Origin of the sequence: Rhodococcus sp. AQ5-07, assembly GCF_009707305.1 — a bacterium.
In the GTDB taxonomy this organism is placed as follows: domain Bacteria; phylum Actinomycetota; class Actinomycetes; order Mycobacteriales; family Mycobacteriaceae; genus Rhodococcus_F; species Rhodococcus_F erythropolis.
The window spans coordinates 5,113,258-5,130,112 of record NZ_CP046099.1 but is presented as its reverse complement, the minus strand read 5'-3'; the positions used below and the strand labels follow the sequence as shown (position 1 = coordinate 5,130,112).

At 62.7% G+C, this 16,855-nt stretch carries 16 protein-coding genes and 2 tRNA genes; 7 read left to right on the top strand and 11 right to left on the bottom strand.

Going from position 1 to position 16,855, the window contains the following annotated elements:
* Positions 1-6: 6 nt before the first annotated feature.
* Positions 7-696: a DUF998 domain-containing protein gene (locus tag GJB56_RS23865; protein WP_007731663.1), complete on the top strand. Its 690-nt coding sequence runs from the start codon at positions 7-9 to the stop codon at positions 694-696.
* Between the two features lie 79 nt (positions 697-775).
* Positions 776-2,020: an alpha/beta hydrolase family protein gene (locus GJB56_RS23860; protein ID WP_113683467.1), complete on the top strand. Its 1,245-nt coding sequence runs from the start codon at positions 776-778 to the stop codon at positions 2,018-2,020.
* Between the two features lies 1 nt (position 2,021).
* Here GJB56_RS23860 and GJB56_RS23855 read toward each other — a convergent pair whose 3' ends face one another.
* Positions 2,022-3,200 carry a cation:proton antiporter gene (locus GJB56_RS23855; RefSeq protein ID WP_019746478.1) on the bottom strand — a complete coding sequence of 393 codons (1,179 nt, stop codon included), beginning with the start codon at positions 3,198-3,200 and terminating at the stop codon, positions 2,022-2,024.
* A gap of 114 nt (positions 3,201-3,314) precedes the next feature.
* On the opposite strand from GJB56_RS23855, the gene GJB56_RS23850 reads away from it, so the two are divergent.
* Positions 3,315-4,112: a DUF4352 domain-containing protein gene (locus GJB56_RS23850; RefSeq protein WP_113683466.1), complete on the top strand. Its 798-nt coding sequence runs from the start codon at positions 3,315-3,317 to the stop codon at positions 4,110-4,112.
* Positions 4,113-4,199: 87 nt separating this feature from the next.
* Here the strand turns inward: GJB56_RS23850 and GJB56_RS23845 are convergent, their stop codons facing one another.
* From GJB56_RS23845 to GJB56_RS23805, 9 genes are all read right to left on the bottom strand, one after another.
* Positions 4,200-4,829, bottom strand: a complete 630-nt coding sequence (locus GJB56_RS23845) for a pyridoxamine 5'-phosphate oxidase family protein (protein ID WP_003943810.1) — start codon at positions 4,827-4,829, stop codon at positions 4,200-4,202.
* Positions 4,826-5,641, bottom strand: coding sequence for an ABC transporter ATP-binding protein (locus GJB56_RS23840; protein ID WP_113683465.1), 816 nt, complete (start codon positions 5,639-5,641; stop codon positions 4,826-4,828). The genes GJB56_RS23845 and GJB56_RS23840 overlap by 4 nt, the downstream gene beginning before the upstream one ends.
* The gene (locus tag GJB56_RS23835) at positions 5,638-6,690 is read right to left on the bottom strand and encodes a FecCD family ABC transporter permease (RefSeq protein ID WP_113683464.1); all 1,053 of its coding nucleotides are present in this window, start codon (positions 6,688-6,690) and stop codon (positions 5,638-5,640) included. Before GJB56_RS23835 ends, GJB56_RS23840 begins: the two co-directional genes overlap by 4 nt.
* Positions 6,687-7,730 (bottom strand): FecCD family ABC transporter permease, encoded by a 1,044-nt coding sequence (locus tag GJB56_RS23830; RefSeq protein WP_020968171.1) that lies wholly within the window; start codon positions 7,728-7,730, stop codon positions 6,687-6,689. The genes GJB56_RS23835 and GJB56_RS23830 overlap by 4 nt, the downstream gene beginning before the upstream one ends.
* Positions 7,727-8,761 (bottom strand): iron-siderophore ABC transporter substrate-binding protein, encoded by a 1,035-nt coding sequence (locus tag GJB56_RS23825; protein WP_020968170.1) that lies wholly within the window; start codon positions 8,759-8,761, stop codon positions 7,727-7,729. Before GJB56_RS23825 ends, GJB56_RS23830 begins: the two co-directional genes overlap by 4 nt.
* A 156-nt stretch (positions 8,762-8,917) precedes the next feature.
* Positions 8,918-9,694 carry a helix-turn-helix domain-containing protein gene (locus GJB56_RS23820; protein ID WP_029537413.1) on the bottom strand — a complete coding sequence of 259 codons (777 nt, stop codon included), beginning with the start codon at positions 9,692-9,694 and terminating at the stop codon, positions 8,918-8,920.
* Between the two features lie 187 nt (positions 9,695-9,881).
* A tRNA-Arg gene (locus GJB56_RS23815) sits at positions 9,882-9,954 on the bottom strand.
* Between the two features lie 82 nt (positions 9,955-10,036).
* Positions 10,037-10,128, bottom strand: a tRNA-Ser gene (locus GJB56_RS23810).
* A gap of 96 nt (positions 10,129-10,224) precedes the next feature.
* On the bottom strand, positions 10,225-10,944 hold the full coding sequence (locus GJB56_RS23805) for a dienelactone hydrolase family protein (RefSeq protein ID WP_113683463.1): 720 nt from the start codon (positions 10,942-10,944) through the stop codon (positions 10,225-10,227).
* A 61-nt stretch (positions 10,945-11,005) separates the two neighbouring features.
* Between GJB56_RS23805 and hisC the strand changes: the two genes are divergently transcribed.
* The 3 genes from hisC to GJB56_RS23790 all read left to right on the top strand — a co-directional run bounded on the left by hisC (position 11,006) and on the right by GJB56_RS23790 (position 14,784).
* Positions 11,006-12,082: a histidinol-phosphate transaminase gene (gene hisC / locus GJB56_RS23800; protein WP_029254256.1), complete on the top strand. Its 1,077-nt coding sequence runs from the start codon at positions 11,006-11,008 to the stop codon at positions 12,080-12,082.
* A gap of 100 nt (positions 12,083-12,182) precedes the next feature.
* On the top strand, positions 12,183-13,877 hold the full coding sequence (locus tag GJB56_RS23795) for a bifunctional metallophosphatase/5'-nucleotidase (RefSeq protein WP_029254255.1): 1,695 nt from the start codon (positions 12,183-12,185) through the stop codon (positions 13,875-13,877).
* A gap of 37 nt (positions 13,878-13,914) precedes the next feature.
* A complete protein-coding gene (locus GJB56_RS23790; protein ID WP_019746470.1) occupies positions 13,915-14,784 on the top strand; it encodes an MYG1 family protein in 870 nt (289 codons plus the stop codon).
* A gap of 20 nt (positions 14,785-14,804) precedes the next feature.
* Here GJB56_RS23790 and GJB56_RS23785 read toward each other — a convergent pair whose 3' ends face one another.
* Positions 14,805-15,815, bottom strand: a complete 1,011-nt coding sequence (locus GJB56_RS23785; RefSeq protein ID WP_195849560.1) for an alpha/beta hydrolase — start codon at positions 15,813-15,815, stop codon at positions 14,805-14,807.
* A 399-nt stretch (positions 15,816-16,214) separates the two neighbouring features.
* Here GJB56_RS23785 and GJB56_RS23780 point away from each other — a divergent pair, with 399 nt between their 5' ends.
* The gene (locus GJB56_RS23780; RefSeq protein WP_007731691.1) at positions 16,215-16,835 is read left to right on the top strand and encodes a LysE family translocator; all 621 of its coding nucleotides are present in this window, start codon (positions 16,215-16,217) and stop codon (positions 16,833-16,835) included.
* Positions 16,836-16,855: the final 20 nt, after the last annotated feature.

Here is a 16,855-nt window from a genome sequence, read left to right as displayed (position 1 = left end):
GATTTCGTGAAGGAACGCAACGTTGCGCGGTGGGGTTTGGTGGCTGCGCTGGCTCTGGGCGGAATTGTCTACTCGTCGTGGATTCTCGAATTCTTCCTCGACACCGGCCTCGACCCGGTGACATCGTTCCTCAGCGAACTCGATGCCGAGAACCAGAAATACCGTGACGTCTTCGGCAATGCCGACGTCCTGTCCGCGATCTTGATGTTGATCTCCGGAGCGCTGGGTCTGCTGATCACGCCCAGGCGCAGGCTCTACGTCACGGGCTGGATTGCACTTGCAGTGTTCGGCATCGCCACAATCGCCGACGCGTCGTTCCCTCTCGAATGCTCGGGTGAGGGCTGCCCGTCGAGCGCACCCGACGGCCTACTTCCGCAGCTTCACCACGTTCACGCATTGACGAGCAGCGTGGCGGTGTTCGCGATCTTCACCGCGATGATCGCATTCACCGTGGGAGCGTTCAGGTATCGCGAACACCCTTCTTTGCGGACGACGGGTCTGACCATTTTGATCCTGACTTCCCTTGCGACGGTGTGGATGTTGACGACCAACAGCATCGAAGTCTCCGGCGGCGGTAATCTCGGACTGGGTATCGCTCAACGCGCACAGGTGCTGGGGATGTCGTTGTGGTTGTGCACCCTGGCATTTGCGATGTCGAGGCCGCCATCCACCGGGCTCCCGGCGTCGCCACGCTGACAGGTTTTCCGGCAACCGATTCGGGCGATCCTGGAACTACAACTGAAAATGGCTGCCCCGAACTAGCGAAGGTGTGCCCATGTCTCTCGCGTCGTCGTTCTTCGCCCATCCACACCAGGCGTTCACTGCCGGTTTCTACCGCAACGAGTCCTTCGACTTCGAGCTACGAGTCGTTCTCGGGCAAGCCACCTACGGCGCGGCAGATACCGGCGAAGTGCTCTCGGCCATCGCTCATGTCGGCGAGAAAGACCTCGAGGGCTGGTACGAGGCCTGGTTCGACCTCGGCACACGAGTATTCGGGCACGCCGATGAGGCGGCCGAGGCCGGGCATTCACGAAGCGCGTCCAACGCGTACCTGCGGGCGGCGTCGTACTTCGGTGTGGCGATCAACGCCGTAGACGGTCTCAGCGACGATTCGGTTCTGGTCCCCACTTTCAAACGTCACCGACAAGCGTGGGACCGCTTCGTCGACACCACCGCCCAGCCCGTCGAACGCGTCCGGATCCCTTACGAGGACACCTACTTGCCCGGGTACTTCTTCCGGCCGCCCGGCGACGTGCGACGGCCGACGTTGATCATGGTGAACGGTAGCGACGGCCCGATCAGCGGACTGTGGGGCAGCGGCGGCGCCGGGGCCCTCGAACGGGGCTACAACGTGTTGATGTTCGACGGACCCGGTCAGCAGTCGATGCTCTTCGAGCGCAACATCCCGTTCCGTCACGACTGGGAATCCGTCATCACGCCCGTCGTCGACTATCTCGTGGACCGGCCGGACGTCGATGCGTCGAAGCTGGCGATCTACGGGATCAGTCAGGGCGGTTACTGGGTACCGCAGTCGTTGGCGTTCGAGCATCGGATCGCGGCAGCGATCGCCGATCCGGGGGTCGTGGACGTGGCCGCGTCGTGGCTCGCCCATATCCCCAAGAACATGCAGAAGCTGCTCGACGAGGGGAAGTCGGAGGCCTTCGACCGCGACATGGCGATAGGGCTGGGGATGAAATTCTCGAAGGACAGCGCCCGGATCTGGCGCTTCCGAGCGCGTCCGTACCTCGCCGACGGCTACTACAACACTCTCGCCGAGGTTCGGAAGTACCACCTCGAACACGTCGCCGGCTCGATCTCCACTCCCCTGCTCATCACCGATCCGGAAGGCGAGCAGTTCTGGCCCGGTCAATCCAAGCGGCTTGCCGCCCTATCCGGCGGACCGACGACGGTGGTTCCCTTCACCGCTGCCGAGGGCGCGAACTTCCACTGCCAGCCCATGGCGAGGCGTCTGACGGATCAGCGGATGTTCGACTGGCTCGACGAGCAGTTGGATCTCTGAATCAGGACACTTTCTCCTTTTTCGTCAAGAGAGTGGCGAGCATCGGCAGCAGTAGAACGGTGATCGCCCCGGCCGCGACAAGAATCGACGCGTTGTCCGAGGACATCTGATGCGCGTCGACGGCAGCGCCAGTGACCGCCACGATCATGGGCAGACCGGTAGCCCCGTACAACGCGACTTGCGCACTTTCGCGCGTGGTGAAGGGCGGCTCGACCTTCTCGAACTTGGTCACGAAGAACACCGGCACGCCGCGGACGACAACGATCAGGATCAGAAACGCAATCAGTATGCCGGGACTGGCGGCGACCGCCGAGACGTCGATTGCCATGCCTGAAGTGATGAAGAAGATCGGGATGAGGAACCCAAAGGCGATCCCGTCGAGCTTGATCTCGAGGCGCTCGTCGCCCTCTGGCATCAGTCGCCGCAGGATGAAGCCGGCGGCAAACGCGCCGAGAATGACGTCGAGCGAGAACACGGCCGACAGCACTCCGAGGCTGACCAACAACAGAACGGTGAGGCGGACCGTCGTCTGCGCCGTGGTGTCCGCTCCTGCCCGCACCAGCCGATGTGTCCACGAGCCTTCGTGAATCAGCTTGCCGGGCAGCACCGCCACGACGATGGCGATCAAGGCGAAGACGGCAAGAACGATCAGCGACAGGACGGCACCACGGGCACTCAGCAGCACCGCCATCGCGACGACCGGCCCGAGTTCGCCGACGGCCCCGTGATTGAGGACCGTCTTGCCCAAGCGTGTGTCGAGGAGTTTGTTGTCCTTGAGGATCGGCAACAGCGTGCCCAGTGCGGTCGACGTCATTGCGATGGCAACAGCGGCTTCCGCGGAGATCACGTTCCTCATGCCGAGCAGCGCGACCACCGTGAACGCCAACGCGAGGCAGAACAGCCACGTGTAGAGCGCTCGACGTCCGCCGCGCCCACTGAGTTCCTGTCGGTCGATCTCGTAGCCGGCGAGCAGGAACAGCATGCCGAGGCCGAGTTCGCGGAGGATTCCGATCGCTTCGCTGTCAGCGGCGATGTTGAGGGCGAACGGCCCGACCACTGCGCCCGCGACCAGTAGCAACACCACTTCGGGAACCAGTCGACGCGGGATCAAGCCCGCGACTATCGGCGCGATGGCCGCGATCAGCGCAATCCAGAACAGCGATGAGGCAATTGAAGGCACGGATCATTGTCGGACAAAACCGACCACTCTGCACACATTGCGACCGGTCAGTCTGGTAGAAGTATCGAATGCTCACCGAGTAATGCGTGAGCAATCCCACGTGAAGGAACGGCCATGACACAACCCCCGCAGGACCCTAACCAGCCATATGGCCAGCAGCCTCAGCAGCCGTACGGGCAGCCACCGCAGCAGTCCTACGGACAGCAACCGCCGGCTCAGCAACCTTATGGACAGCCTCATCCAGATCAGTCTGGCGCGCCGTTCCCGGGCCAGTACGCTCAGCCGGCCGGTGGATTCCAGCAACCGCCGCCCGCACCGGTGAAAAAGAAGAAGTGGCCATGGGTCGTCGGAGGCATCGTGGCATTCTTCGTGGTGGTCGCAATTGCGACCAGCGGCGGTGACAAAGACAAGGACGAATCCGCCGCTGCCCCCACAACCGCGCAAGCCGCAGCAAGCGATGCCTCGGTGGCCGCAGTTGCTCCGGCCGAAGCTCCCAAGGAAACGAAGTCTTCGAATCCCGGAATCGGCGAGGAAGTGCGGGACGGAAAGTTCGGTTTCGTCGTGACGGGTATCGAGACCGGCCTCACGACGATCGGCGACAATCCCTACTTGCAAGAGCAAGCTGAGGGACAGTTCGTACTCGTCCACGTCGAGATCACGAACACTTCCGACAAGCCCCAGGCTTACTTCGGATCCAATCAGACCTTGATCGACACCGAAGGTCGCGAGTTCACCAACAACACGATGGCAGCGATCAATATCGACGCCGAAACCGCGATCGGCGGCGACATAAACCCCGGCATCACGCGGAAGACCACCATTGTCTTCGACATCCCGACCAGTGCCACCCCCAAGGAGATCGAGGTCCACGACTCGATGTTCTCCGGTGGCGCCACAATTTCGCTTCAGTAAGACCTGGAACAGTAGGAACGACGGTCTCCACCAGTTGCCGATCAACTGGCGGGGACCGTTCTTCTGCGAAAGGCCAATGGGCTGAAGTCAGTACAGGTACTTGCGGTACGCCTCCTGCCGAGCCGGCTCCAGATCCTCGACCAGCAGGCTGTGCTGCTCGGCCATCATGTCGCGCAGACTCGGTACGTCATCGGATGCGGGCCACGTCGACGGATCCCACAGCTTCGCCCGCAGAATCGCTCTCGCGCAATGCAGATACGCCTCGTCGATCTTCACGATCACAGCAAGCTGCGCCGGCTTGCCGTTCATCGCCATCGAGTCCAGCAGATCAGGATCGGTGGACAGCGTCGCCGTGCCGTTGACGCGCACGATCTCGTCGTGCCCGGGCGCGAGAAAGAGGATCCCCACGTGAGGATTTTCGATCATGTTCCGGTACGAGTCAGCGCGCCGGTTGCCCGGACGATCCGGGAGCACGAGCGTCTTCTCGTCAGGAAACAGAACCTGACTGACCAAGTCTCCGCGCGGCGAGCAGTCGCAATTTCCAGCCGCATCGGATGTCGCAAGCACAAAAAACCGTGCTTGCTCGATGAATTCACGGATCAACGGAGTCGTGTAAGCGGTCTGCTTCTCCATGATCGTCGGATGGGGCTGTCCGAGAATCGCATTGAGTTGTTCCACGGATTCGATCCGCCCGCCCGGGGCGTTCGACGCCGTCACGTCAACACGTCGTCGAGAACGTGGTGGCGCCCGAGCGGCAACACCAACGGCTTACCCGAGATGGGGTCGGGGATGATTCGGCTATCGAGACCGAAAACGGTGCGGACGTTGTCGCTCGTGAGCACCTCGGCAGGATCACCCTCCGCGTAGACCCGGCGATCGGCCATGGCGACGAGGTAGTCGGCGTAGCGGGCGGCGAGATTGAGATCGTGCAGAACCATGACAATCGTTGTACCCCGAGTCCGATTCAGGTCGGTGAGCAGGTCCAAGACCTCAACCTGGTGGCTCACGTCCAAGAAGGTAGTCGGCTCGTCGAGAAGAAGCAGATCGGTTTGTTGGGCGAGCGCCATCGCAATCCACACACGTTGGCGCTGACCACCGGAAAGTTCGTCCACCGATCGTTCGGCCAATTCGGTTGTGTCCGTTGCCGCAAGCGCCTCAGCGACGGCTGCGTCATCCTCGCGACTCCACCTCGACAGCACCCGCTGATGTGGATGTCGGCCTCGGCCGACGAGATCGGCGACAACTATCCCTTCCGGTGCGATCGGTGACTGCGGCAGCAGACCGAGCGTGCGAGCGAGCTTCTTCGCGGGTAGGCGATGAACATCCTTGCCGTCCAACAGAACATGACCGCTTCGGGGACTGAGTAGCCGCGACATCGACCGCAGCAGCGTCGATTTGCCGCACGCGTTGGCGCCCACGATGGTCGTGATCTTTCCCGGCGGCACCGCGAGGTCGAGCGATTCGACGACGGTCCGTCCTCCGTAACCGAGTTCGAGGTTTTCGACAGTCAGAGTATGGGATTCGGTCACAGCGAACCTCCCGTTCGGTTGGAGCGAATGATGAGGTAGACGAGATACGGCGCTCCCAGCGCGCCAGTCACCACGCCAACGGGGTAGCGGGTGCCGAAGGCGTACTGTCCGCAGAAATCGGCAACTAGCACCAGCAGCGCTCCGACCAGCGCCGACGGAATCAAAATTGATGTTCCCGGACCGACGATGCGGGCGGCGATGGGCCCTGACAGAAATGCGACGAAGGCGATGGGCCCCGCAGCGGCAGTGGCAAAGGCGATGAGTCCGACGGCCGCAATGATCGTCAGAATGCGCGTTCGTTCCACTCTGACGCCGAGCGCTTGTGCTGCGTCGTCACCGAGCTGGATGATCGAAAGGTTGCGCGATTGGCTCAGCAGCACAGGTCCGAGGACAACCAGCGCCAGGAGTACGGGAACCGTCGAACCCCAGTTGGCACCGTTGAGGCTGCCGGTGAGCCAACGCATCGTCTCCTGCAGATCCCACGCGGCGGCGGTACTGAGCAGGTAGGCGGTGACGCTGTCGAGCATCGCGGCGATGCCGATACCGATCAGGATCAGCCGAGTGCCTGCTACACCGTCTCGGAAGGACAGAACGTAGATCAAGACTGCGACGCCCAGACCGACAGCGATGGCGAAGATCGAGACCTGCGAGCCGCCGAGCGAAAGCGAGATGATCGCGAAAGCCGCTGCAGCGCTTGCGCCGGAGCTGATCCCGATGATGTCGGGGCTCGCGAGCGGGTTGCGCAGCATCGTCTGGAACGTGATGCCACCCAAGCCGAAACAGATTCCGGCGACCACAGCGAGGACAGCGCGAGGCAGCCGGAGGCGGCCGACGGTGAACGAGGCACCAGGTACTTTCTCCCCCAGCACGACGCGAAGCACATCTGACGGCGGGTAGAAGGTTTTTCCCACCATCAGAGTGACCGCGAAGGAGGCGACGACGAGGACCGTCAGCACGGCAATCACGATGCGGCGGCGTCTACCTCGTCGGATACGGCTTGCTCCGACTGCGTCGACCTCGACTTCGGGAGTAACGAATGTAGTGGTCACAGCTCACGTATTTTCTGACGGCGGACTATGTAAATGAAGAAGGGCGCTCCGACGAGCGCGGTGATGATGCCGACGTCGATTTCGCTCGGCCGGGCGACAATTCGTCCGAGAATGTCGGCGGCGACGAGAAGGCCGGCACCTGTCAGCGCAGAAAACGGTAGTAGCCAACGGTTGTCAATCCCGATCAGCAACCGGCACAGATGCGGGACAACCAAACCGACGAAGCCGATCGGTCCGGCAATGGCAGTGGCTGCACCGCAGAGCAGCACTGCACCGAGCGCTGCCACTGCACGAACCACCGCGACGCGTTCGCCGAGACCTGATGCAACCTCGTCACCGAGCGCAAGAGAGTTGAGACTGCGCGCTGACAGCAGACAGATCACGAAGCCGACAATGAGGAAAGGCAGACCCTGCCGGATCACCTCGAAACTCGCGCCACCGACGCCGCCGATCTGCCACGAACGAATGTTGCCCGCAATATCGTTTCGCGGCAGCATGATCGCAGTGATGAACGAAGCAAACGCAGCCGACGTTGCGGCCCCGGCAAGAGCCAACTTGAGTGGCGTGGCTCCACCTCGCCCGAGTGACCCGACTACGTAGACGAACAATGCCGCCCCGGCTGCACCGAGTACTGCCACCCAGATCATGCTGGTCTGGGTCCACAATCCGAACCACGCCATTCCGATAACCACGGCGAGCGAAGCGCCCATGTTGACGCCCAGGATTCCGGGATCCGCCAAAGGGTTTCGGGTAATCCCCTGCATCACCGCGCCGGCAAGACCGAGCGCAGCACCCACGACGATCGCGAGCACCGTCCGCGGAATGCGCTTGGCAATCGCACCCTGACCGATGTTGTCAGTGGAACCGCCAAGTGCGGCAACGATGTCGGACCAATCGACCTCACGAGAGCCGATGACGATCGAGGCGCACATGAGCACCGCGAGGACCACGAGAAGGGCGATCAGCCACAGCGAATTGCCGAACGTCGGGCGCCGCGTATCGCTGGCGCCCGACGTCGAATCCTGCGAGGTTACAGTCACTCCGACTTTCCAGCAGCCCCGGCGAGCAGATCGACATAGTCGCCGAGTACCCACGAAATGGCGAGCGGAGTCGGGTTGGCCGCCGTTCCCATCGGCCCGGTTCCGTTGAGGAACACGATCGAATTGTTGGCGACGGCAGGCATCTGCGAGAGCAGCGGGTCAGCCTTGAGTGCGTCGACAAGTGCCTGGTCACCGTACGTGACGATCAGTTCGACGTCGTCGAAGACGTCCACACGCTCGGCACTGACCTTCTTCGAGAACTCACCACCCGTCGAGGCGTCGGCAACGCTCTTCGGCGTCGAAAGTCCGAGGTCCTCGAAGAACGCGGCACGTGTGTCGTTCGCAGTGTAGAAGCTGACCTGACTCAGGTCGGCAGTGTCGACGTGCGTCAGGAACATTGTTGCTTTGCCGGCAAGCTGCGGATGTGAGGCAACCTCGTCGGCGATCTCCTTCTCGATGGTGGAGATCAGTTCCTGCCCTTCGGATTCCATGCCGAGGCCCATGCTGTTGAACTTGATGACGTCACGCCACGACGTCGCCCACGGCCCCTCGGGATACGCCACAACCGGAGCGATCTCACTGAGAGTGTCGTAGTCCTCCTGCGTCAATCCGGAGTACGCGGCAAGAATGACGTCAGGGTTCGTATCGGAGACGGCTTCGAAGTCGATGCCGTCGGTCTCGTCGAAGAGCACCGGCGGCTTCGCGCCAAGGTCGTCGAGCTTTTCCTCGACCCACGGCAGCATTCCGTTGCCGTTGTCGTCGCCGAACGTCGCCGCTGCCATTCCGACGGGAACCACGCCGAGAGCAAGGGGCACTTCGTGATTGGCCCAGGCAACGGTGGCAACTCGCTCCGGCTTGGCGTCGATCGTCGTAGTTCCGAAAGCGTGCTCGATCGTGACGGGAAAAGAGCTGGAGCCGCTTCCGGCGCTGCCGCCGTCGGCGGTCTCCGAGGAGTCGGAACTGCAAGCTGTCATGCCGAGGGCGACTGCGACCGCTGCTGCGGCCACCGCCAAGAAGCGTTTTGAACGCATGAAAACAGAACTCTCTCGAGAAGGGGTACGGCCCTCAACCCGGCCCAATCAGGCACTTAGGTGAGGTTTGCCTAAACCGTATACGGGAGGGCAATGTGGCGCAATCGCGTGTTTGGGACACCCTGTGTAGCGATCGAGACAAGGTGTGATGGCCGATCAGCTAGCCCGGAACATCCCTGGTGTGGCCCCGGTGGTGCGCCGGAATGCCGCACCGAACGCACTGGTCGAGTGGTAGCCCACGCGCTCGGCAACCTCTTGCAGATCCAAGCCGTGTGCAAGAAGCGTCACCGCCCGTTGGGCGCGCACCGCTGACACCCACTGCCCGAAACTCATCCCGGTCTCCGACCGAAATACCCGGGTGATGGTTCGCGGGCTGACGCCGAGGAGCCTTGCCCAGTCGGACAGCGTTCGCATGTCACTCGGATCGTCACCGATCGCGTCGACGATGGGTTGCAGAAGCGCCGAGTCCGGCACCAGAACCAGCAACTCGTTGGGTGACGGCGCCAGTACGTCGATCACCATCTGCTCTGTGAGCGAGCGCGAAGAGGTTCCGAGTGAATCGTCTGCCAGTCGCTCGAGGAGGTTCCGCAGCAGCGGAGTTACCTCGATCGCCACCGGCACGTCGGACAGAGACGGAACCGATGCGATGTCGAGCTGAGCGGCCCGATACCAGGTTCCGGCGGGCGCGATCGCCGAGTGCAGGACACCGGCGGGCATCCACAGACCGACGGTCGGGGTGATCGTCCACGTGCGCGATCCCACCGTGGCGCTCGACGCTCCTCGCTCGTTCCACAACAATTCGTGGGTCGGGTGCGAGTGCGCCTCCCACCGGGTCTCGCGGGAGACAAGTTCGTCCATGCCCGCGATGACAAAGGGCACCTCGACCGCCCCGGCCGAGTAGACCGGGAGCGTCCGACTGTCGACGGTCTCCAACGGGTTCTCCTCGGTTTGCGCGGCTGCTCCGGAGAAAGCATAGGTCGCGGGGATCGGTTGTTGGTTCCTACGATCGCGAGGGTCACCGACCGAAATTCGCCGAGGTGACGTCACACACATTCAAAAATTGCGAATGCACCACAACAAAAAGAAGGTCACAGACCGGAGTCTGTGACCTTCTTTCTTGTGCGCCCGAAGGGATTCGAACCCCTAACCTCTTGATCCGTAGTCAAGTGCTCTATCCGTTGAGCTACGGGCGCATGTTCTGTTGTCTTGCTGGTCTTGCGTGTCTTACCGTCGTACTTTCTATCATTTCTAACCCGCCGGTCAAAATCACCGGCTTGGCGGAGGCGAGAGGATTTGAACCTCCGGTCCCTCGTAAAAGGGACAACTCATTAGCAGTGAGTCCCATTCGGCCGCTCTGGCACGCCTCCCTGGGGGTTCCGATCCTTTCGGACCGCCGGATCGAAAGATTACACACCCTTCGCCACCAAAGGCAAAACGTGTGGTCAGCGCCTTGTTTTGTCGACTTACCGCAGGTGGCTGTCGAACCAGTCGAAGATCCGGGTCTGAGCTTCGACGATCGAAGCCGAGCCAGGGTCGTCGAGGTCGGCGTCCTCGGACAGCTGTGGCGGCTCGTCCGCCCGGTGAGCCAGTCCGGCGTAGCTGACCACCAGTGTCGCGACGTCGGCCTTGGCGGTCGCTTCCCGGAGCAGGGTCACGTGCTCACGCGGCGTGCTGGGATCGTCCTCGCCGTACAGCGCCAGCCACGGCGCCTGCAGGGAAGTGGCCGCATCGACGAGCGCCTGAGCATCCACCGACAAGGCTTCGACGATTCCCCGGGCGGCGACGCTCACCGCGGCACCCACGGGACGGCTGGTGGCCACGAGCATCGCGGCGGTCCCGGCGTCGTCGAATCCGAGCACCCCGACGGTGTCCGCGAGAACTTCGCGTCCGACGAGCCAATCGAGGGTCGCGTCGAAATCGGCGAAGAGGTTGTCACCGAACACCTCGCCCTGCATGTGTTCGGGTTCGCGGTGGAACAGGTGCGGTGCGACGCTCACCCACCCTTCGCCGGCGAGTGCGCACATCAGATTCAGCAGAGCCGGGCTGAACTGGCGGGCTTCATGCAGGACGACGATCCCGCCCCGCGTCGGGCCGTCCGGCTCCACCACCGTCAGCGGAACAGCCGTGGCGACCTCCCCTTCGGCTCCGCGCAGATACGCGGTGGCCCGGAAGATTTCCGACATCTTCTAACTCTGACACGCAGACGGCCGCTACGCACCAAATCGGTGCGCGCATAATCGACTCGTGACCGCACACATTCGCCCTGACCTCGCCTCCATCCCCGCCTACGTTCCCGGACGCAATTTTCCGGGTGCGATCAAGCTGGCGAGCAACGAAACGACCGTAGGGCCGTTGCCCGGTGTGCGTGACGCCGTCGCCGACGCGGTCGCCAATGCCAACCGCTACCCGGACAATGCCGCGGTCGCACTCATCGAGGCGCTGGCCAGCTTCCTGAAAGTCGAACCGGCCAACGTCGCCGCTGGTTGTGGCTCCGTGACGCTGTGCCAAGAACTCGTGCAGATCACCTGCGATCAGGGTGACGAGGTCATCTACGCATGGCGTTCGTTCGAGGCGTACCCCGTGGTCACCCAGGTCGGCCATGCCGTCTCGGTCAAGGTTCCGCTGACCGAGGACTTCGGCCACGACCTCGACGCGATGCTGGCCGCGATCACGGATCGCACGCGGTTGATCTTCGTGTGCAACCCCAACAACCCGACCGGTAACGCGCTGTCGAAGGCAGAGCTCGAGAGCTTCCTCGACGCGGTCCCGACGCACGTCGTCGTCGCACTCGACGAGGCGTACTTCGAATACTCACGCTCGGACGCCGACGGCATCGAACTGTTCCGCAGCCGCCCCAACGTGGTTGTTCTGCGCACCTTCTCGAAGGCGTACGGCCTCGCGGGAATCCGCGTGGGTTACGCAGTCGCGGATCCGGAGATCATCGTGGCCCTCGGCAAGGTGCACACCCCGTTCACCGTGAGCGCTGTCGCGCAGGCCGCCGCAATCGCTTCCCTGGCTGCAGCAGACGAACTGCTTGCCCGCACCGAAGGCGTCATCGCCGAGCGGACGCGAGTGCGCAGTGCACTGATCGAAGCCGGGTACACCGTCCCCGAGTCGTCGGCGAACTTCGTCTATCTCCCCCTCGGAGAGCTCTCCCCCGGTTTCGCCGAGGCGAGTACCGAGGCGGGCATTCTGATCCGTCAGTACGGCGTCGAGGGCGTCCGGATGACCATCGGCGATCCACACGAGAACGACGCGTTCCTCGCTTTCGCGAACACCGACGTCGCGAAGCAGGCTGCGGGCATCGGCGTCACCGCGTGACACTCGATACATAACTGTTACGCCGAGGACTGGAATTCGTTTCGGCGGACGGGCACACTCAGGGAGGTTCGAGGCCGGTCCGAGTGAGGGAGCACGACGCATGACGCGACGCATGACACGAACGTGTGCCGTGCTCGCAACGACCCTTCTCGCCACCACCGCGACCTCCCTGAGTGCCGTCGCCACCGCCGAGTCCCAGGACACGGTGTCGGTACGTCTGCTGGCCTTCAACGATCTGCACGGCAGCCTCCGCCCGCCGGAAGGTGTTCGCAGCGAGATCAGGCAGGCCGACGGCTCGCTCACCCCCGCAGGTGGCGCGGCGTATCTCGCGGCATACGTGACGCAACTTCGCAGCCAAGCCACCAACTCGCTGCTGTATTCGGTCGGCGACAACTGGGGATCGTCGGCATTGGAATCGGCGATGTTCAACGACGAACCGACGGTCGAACTGCTGAATCGGATGAAGATCGACGCTTCCGCGATCGGCAACCACGAACTGGACAAGGGGCTCGCCGAGTTCCGTCGTATGCAGTCCGGCGGTTGCTCCGCCGTCGACGCGTGCACGTTCAGTCCGTCCTTCGGCGGCGCCAACTTCCCACTGATGGCCGCGAACATGACGTACACCAACGGCACTCCGGCCACGCTGCCCTTCACCGTGAACATGGTCGACGGCATTCCGCTCGGAGTCATCGCGATTTCCCCCGCCAACACGTCGCAGATCGTGACACCGGGCGGGATCGCCGATCTGCAGTTCGGCGACGAGGTCGAAGCGATCAACCGCACCGCCGATGTCCTCGACTTCTTCGGCGTCAAAGCCATCACCGTTCTCCTGCACCGTGGGGACGAACCGGCCGTCGAAGGTGGGCCCAACGACTGCAACGTCGAGTCCGGCCCGGCCCGCGACATCGCCCTTCGTGCCTCACCGAAGGTGGACGTCATCTTCACCGCCGACAGCCACCAGCAGTACAACTGCGAATTCCCTGATCCCGCAGGCAATCCCAGAGTCGTCATGCAGGGCGCTTCGCACGGCCGGATCGTGTCCGTCGCCGACGTCACCATCGACCGCAACACCCGCGAGGTGGTTCGCGATCAGACGTCCGCTTTCAATCAGATAGTGACACACGATATTTCGCCGGATCCCGATATTCAGGCTCTCGCCGACAGGGCCTGGTCGGAGGCGTCGGAAAGCGCTCAGCGACCGGTGGGGACCATCACCGCCGATCTGACACGGGACCGCGTCCCCAGCGGTGAATCGACACTCGGCAACCTGGTCGCCGACGCTCAACTCGCCGCCGGATCGACACGAGGGGCTCAACTCGCGTTGACGAACCCGGGCGGCATGCGCGAGGACTTGGACTTCGGCACTTCCGGCCAGGTCACCTACCGCCAGGCCTACGGTGTTCAACCGTTCGGCAACAGCCTCGAAGTGCTCTCCGTCACAGGAGCGGTGTTGAAGGACGCTCTCGAACAGCAATTCCAGATCGACCTCGACGGCACCGCTACCGAGCGCATCCTCTCCCCGTCCGCGGGCTTCACCTACGCCATGGACCGGCGAGCAGCGCCGGGCTCGCGAATCTCGGAAATGCGCTTGAACGGGCAGGACATCGCCCCCGACGGCGTCTACAGCGTCGTGGTGAACAAGTTCCTCGCCGAGGGCGGGGACGGTTTCACCGCACTGAAGAACTCCACCCAGATGACCGGCGCGGGCAACGACCTCGACGCCTTGACTGCCCTGTTCGCAGCCGGGTCCCCGGTCTCGCCGCCTGCCACCGATCGCATCCGCACCGTCGGCTGAATAGGCATCCCCCCGCTCGATTGCCTAGTCTCGACGGGTGATCATCGCGACCCATAACGGCAAGTTCCATGCAGACGACGTCTTCGGCGTATCGCTGCTCAAGCAGCTGTACCCCGACGCCACCGTCGTTCGCAGCCGTGACGAGTCCGTCCTCGACAGTGCGGACATCGTGCTCGACGTCGGCGGTCGCTACAACCCGGCCGAGGGTCGCTTCGACCATCACCAGCGCGATGCCGGCGAGCGCAGCAACGGCATCCTGTACTCCGCTTTCGGTCTGCTCTGGCAGGAATACGGCCTGCAGTTCTGCGAAGGCGACGCCTCCGTTTTCCGCCGAATCGACAGTCGTCTGGTCGAGGGCATCGACGCCGTCGACAACGGCCAGGAGATCTACACCCTCAACGACTACGGCACCAAGCCTTTTGATCTGTCGTCGGTGCTGGACCTGTTCAATCCGATCTCGTCCACCGACGAAGAGTTCGACACCCAGTTCGAGCTGGCCGTGGTTCTCGCAACTCAGGTCTTGATTCGCCTGCGCGCCAAGTACGCCGGCGACGCTGCAGCCGAGCGCGAGTTCACCGAGACCTACGAGAAAGCAACGGATCCGCGCTTCGTCGTGCTGGAACGCTTCGTTCCCCACGGCCGCGCCGCGTCGGCCCAGCCAGAACTTCTGTTCACCATCTTCCCGAACACCAACGGCGGCTGGTCGATTCAGACGGTCAAGCCCGCTGACTCCAAGTTCGGTTCACGAAAGCTGTTGCCGGAGCCGTGGCGCGGCCTGAACGGCTCGGACCTTGCCGCCGAGACGGGCGTCGACAGTTCGGTCTTCTGCCACAAAGCTGGGTTCATCGCGGCTGCGCAGACCCGTGACGGCGCCCTCCAGTTGCTCGAACTGGCACTGGCCGAGTAGTTCTCAGCTCACAGCCCAGTTCACATTCCCAGGGCGGTCTTCACTGTCGGCCAGGAATCGTGAAGCGCGTCTTGCCAGTACGGCCATGAATGGGTGCCGACGTTTCGATACGCGAACACTGCGGGAATCGACAACTCCCCTAACCTCGCCTCGAACAGTTGCGTGCACGTGTTTGCCAGTGCCTCGAGCGGCCCGCCTTCGATGGCCGTCTGCAGGCCGCCCGGGGTGAAAATGTTGTCGTATTCTCCGGGTGCGCCCGTGCCCGAGGAAACGTAGATCGTCTTTCCTCGCAGCGTTTCAGCATTGGTGGACGGGTCGTGCTTTTGCCAGTCGGGGTCCGATGACGGGCCCCACATGTTGGTGGCGTCGCCTGCCTTACTGGCCACGGTGAGCCGCACGGAATCCTGCGAAGACGACTCGGAGTTGTCGAGACAGCCACTGTACGAGGCTAATCCGGTATAGAGCTTCGGGTGATGTGTGATGAGGTTGGCCGCGCCGAGCGCACCCATGGACACCCCGCCGACCACATTCATCCCATTTCCGGAAAACGCAGAATCGATCAACGCCGGAAGCTCTTCAGCGAGAAACGATTCCCACTTGTTCACACCGAGGTTCGGATCGTCGTTCTTCCAGTTGGTGTAGAAACTGCCGGTACCGCCAACAGGGAGAACGACGTTGACGTTCTTGTCGGCGAAAAATGTTTCGATGTCGGTCTTTTGAGTCCAGGTGCTTTCGGAGTATCCGGATTCCGAACCGGCACTGACGCCGTCGAGTAGGTAGAAGGACGGACGCGAACCGGCGCTCGACGCTGGATGCAGAACCTGCACTTGCACCTCGCGCCGCATAGCCGGCGAATCGACGAACACGGCGCTACGAGTGGGCGACAATTGCTCGATGCGATTGATGTGAGCCCCGGTCTGACCTGTCAGATCTCCTGGTGGATTTTCGGGCGCCGGTTCGGCATACGCCACTCCGCCCACAACAAGCGCGAGCACGACCAACACAATCCCGACAAACCCAAATCTCCGCATCCGTCAAGCGCCCCCTGAGCATCGCACGACTATCGCTAACCCTCGATTGGACAGGACGAACGTCCCGAGGTCAACCCACTGGTTGGGATTTATTACTCGCGGGTATCCGATGGAGTTGGACAGTTTTCCACCGATGCACACACAGGTGTGGATAACTTCATTCACATTCACTTCCCAGTTGTGCATAACCTGTGGACTAAAGAATGAATTACACCGAAGTCATTCCTTCTACCTGCATCTTTTCGTTTCCCCACAGTGTGCATAACTTTGACGAACATGCCGGGCACGACAGCGGTTTCCGGGCGTGTCCATGCAGTTCACTCCACCGCGCCACTCTTTGTTCACAGGGACGACACCACCGACCGAGAACGCTCCCCACCCCAGCTTCATACTTGGTGCATGCTGACCGCTCTCCTCGCCGCCACAGCTGTGCTCGCCCTACTGACCCTGGTCCCGGGGCCCGACATGGCCGTCGTGACACAGGCTGCTCTCGGCGCCGGCAGATCCGCCGGATTCCGGGTAGCGGCCGGCATCGTCTCGGGCCTTCTGGTGTGGGGCCTGCTGACCGTCCTCGGGCTGTCGGCGATCCTGGCCGCGTCGGCGGAGGCGTACACCGTCGTCAAGCTCGCCGGTGCTGCTTACCTGATCTATCTCGGTGTGCGAGCACTGTGGGAGAGCCGGACGTCGCGGATGCAACACAATGCCGACGCTCCACGGTCGCAGAAGGCCGGAACGTGGAAGACGGGCTTCACCACCAACCTGCTCAACCCCAAGATCGCCGTCTTCTACACCGGACTGCTGCCGCAGCTGGTTCCGGCCGGGTGGCCGACGGGACCATCGCTTGCGCTGCTGGTGCTCATCCACGCAGCGATCACCATCGTGTGGCTCAGTGGCTACGTGGTCCTTCTCTCGCGAGCGCGTAGCACCTTCGAGAAGCCCCGAGTGCGACAGGCACTCGAGCGCATAACCGGAACAGTTCTTCTAGGATTCGGAGCGAAGATCGCGCTCGAAGCGCGCTGACACGGCAATCGGAAAAGAGT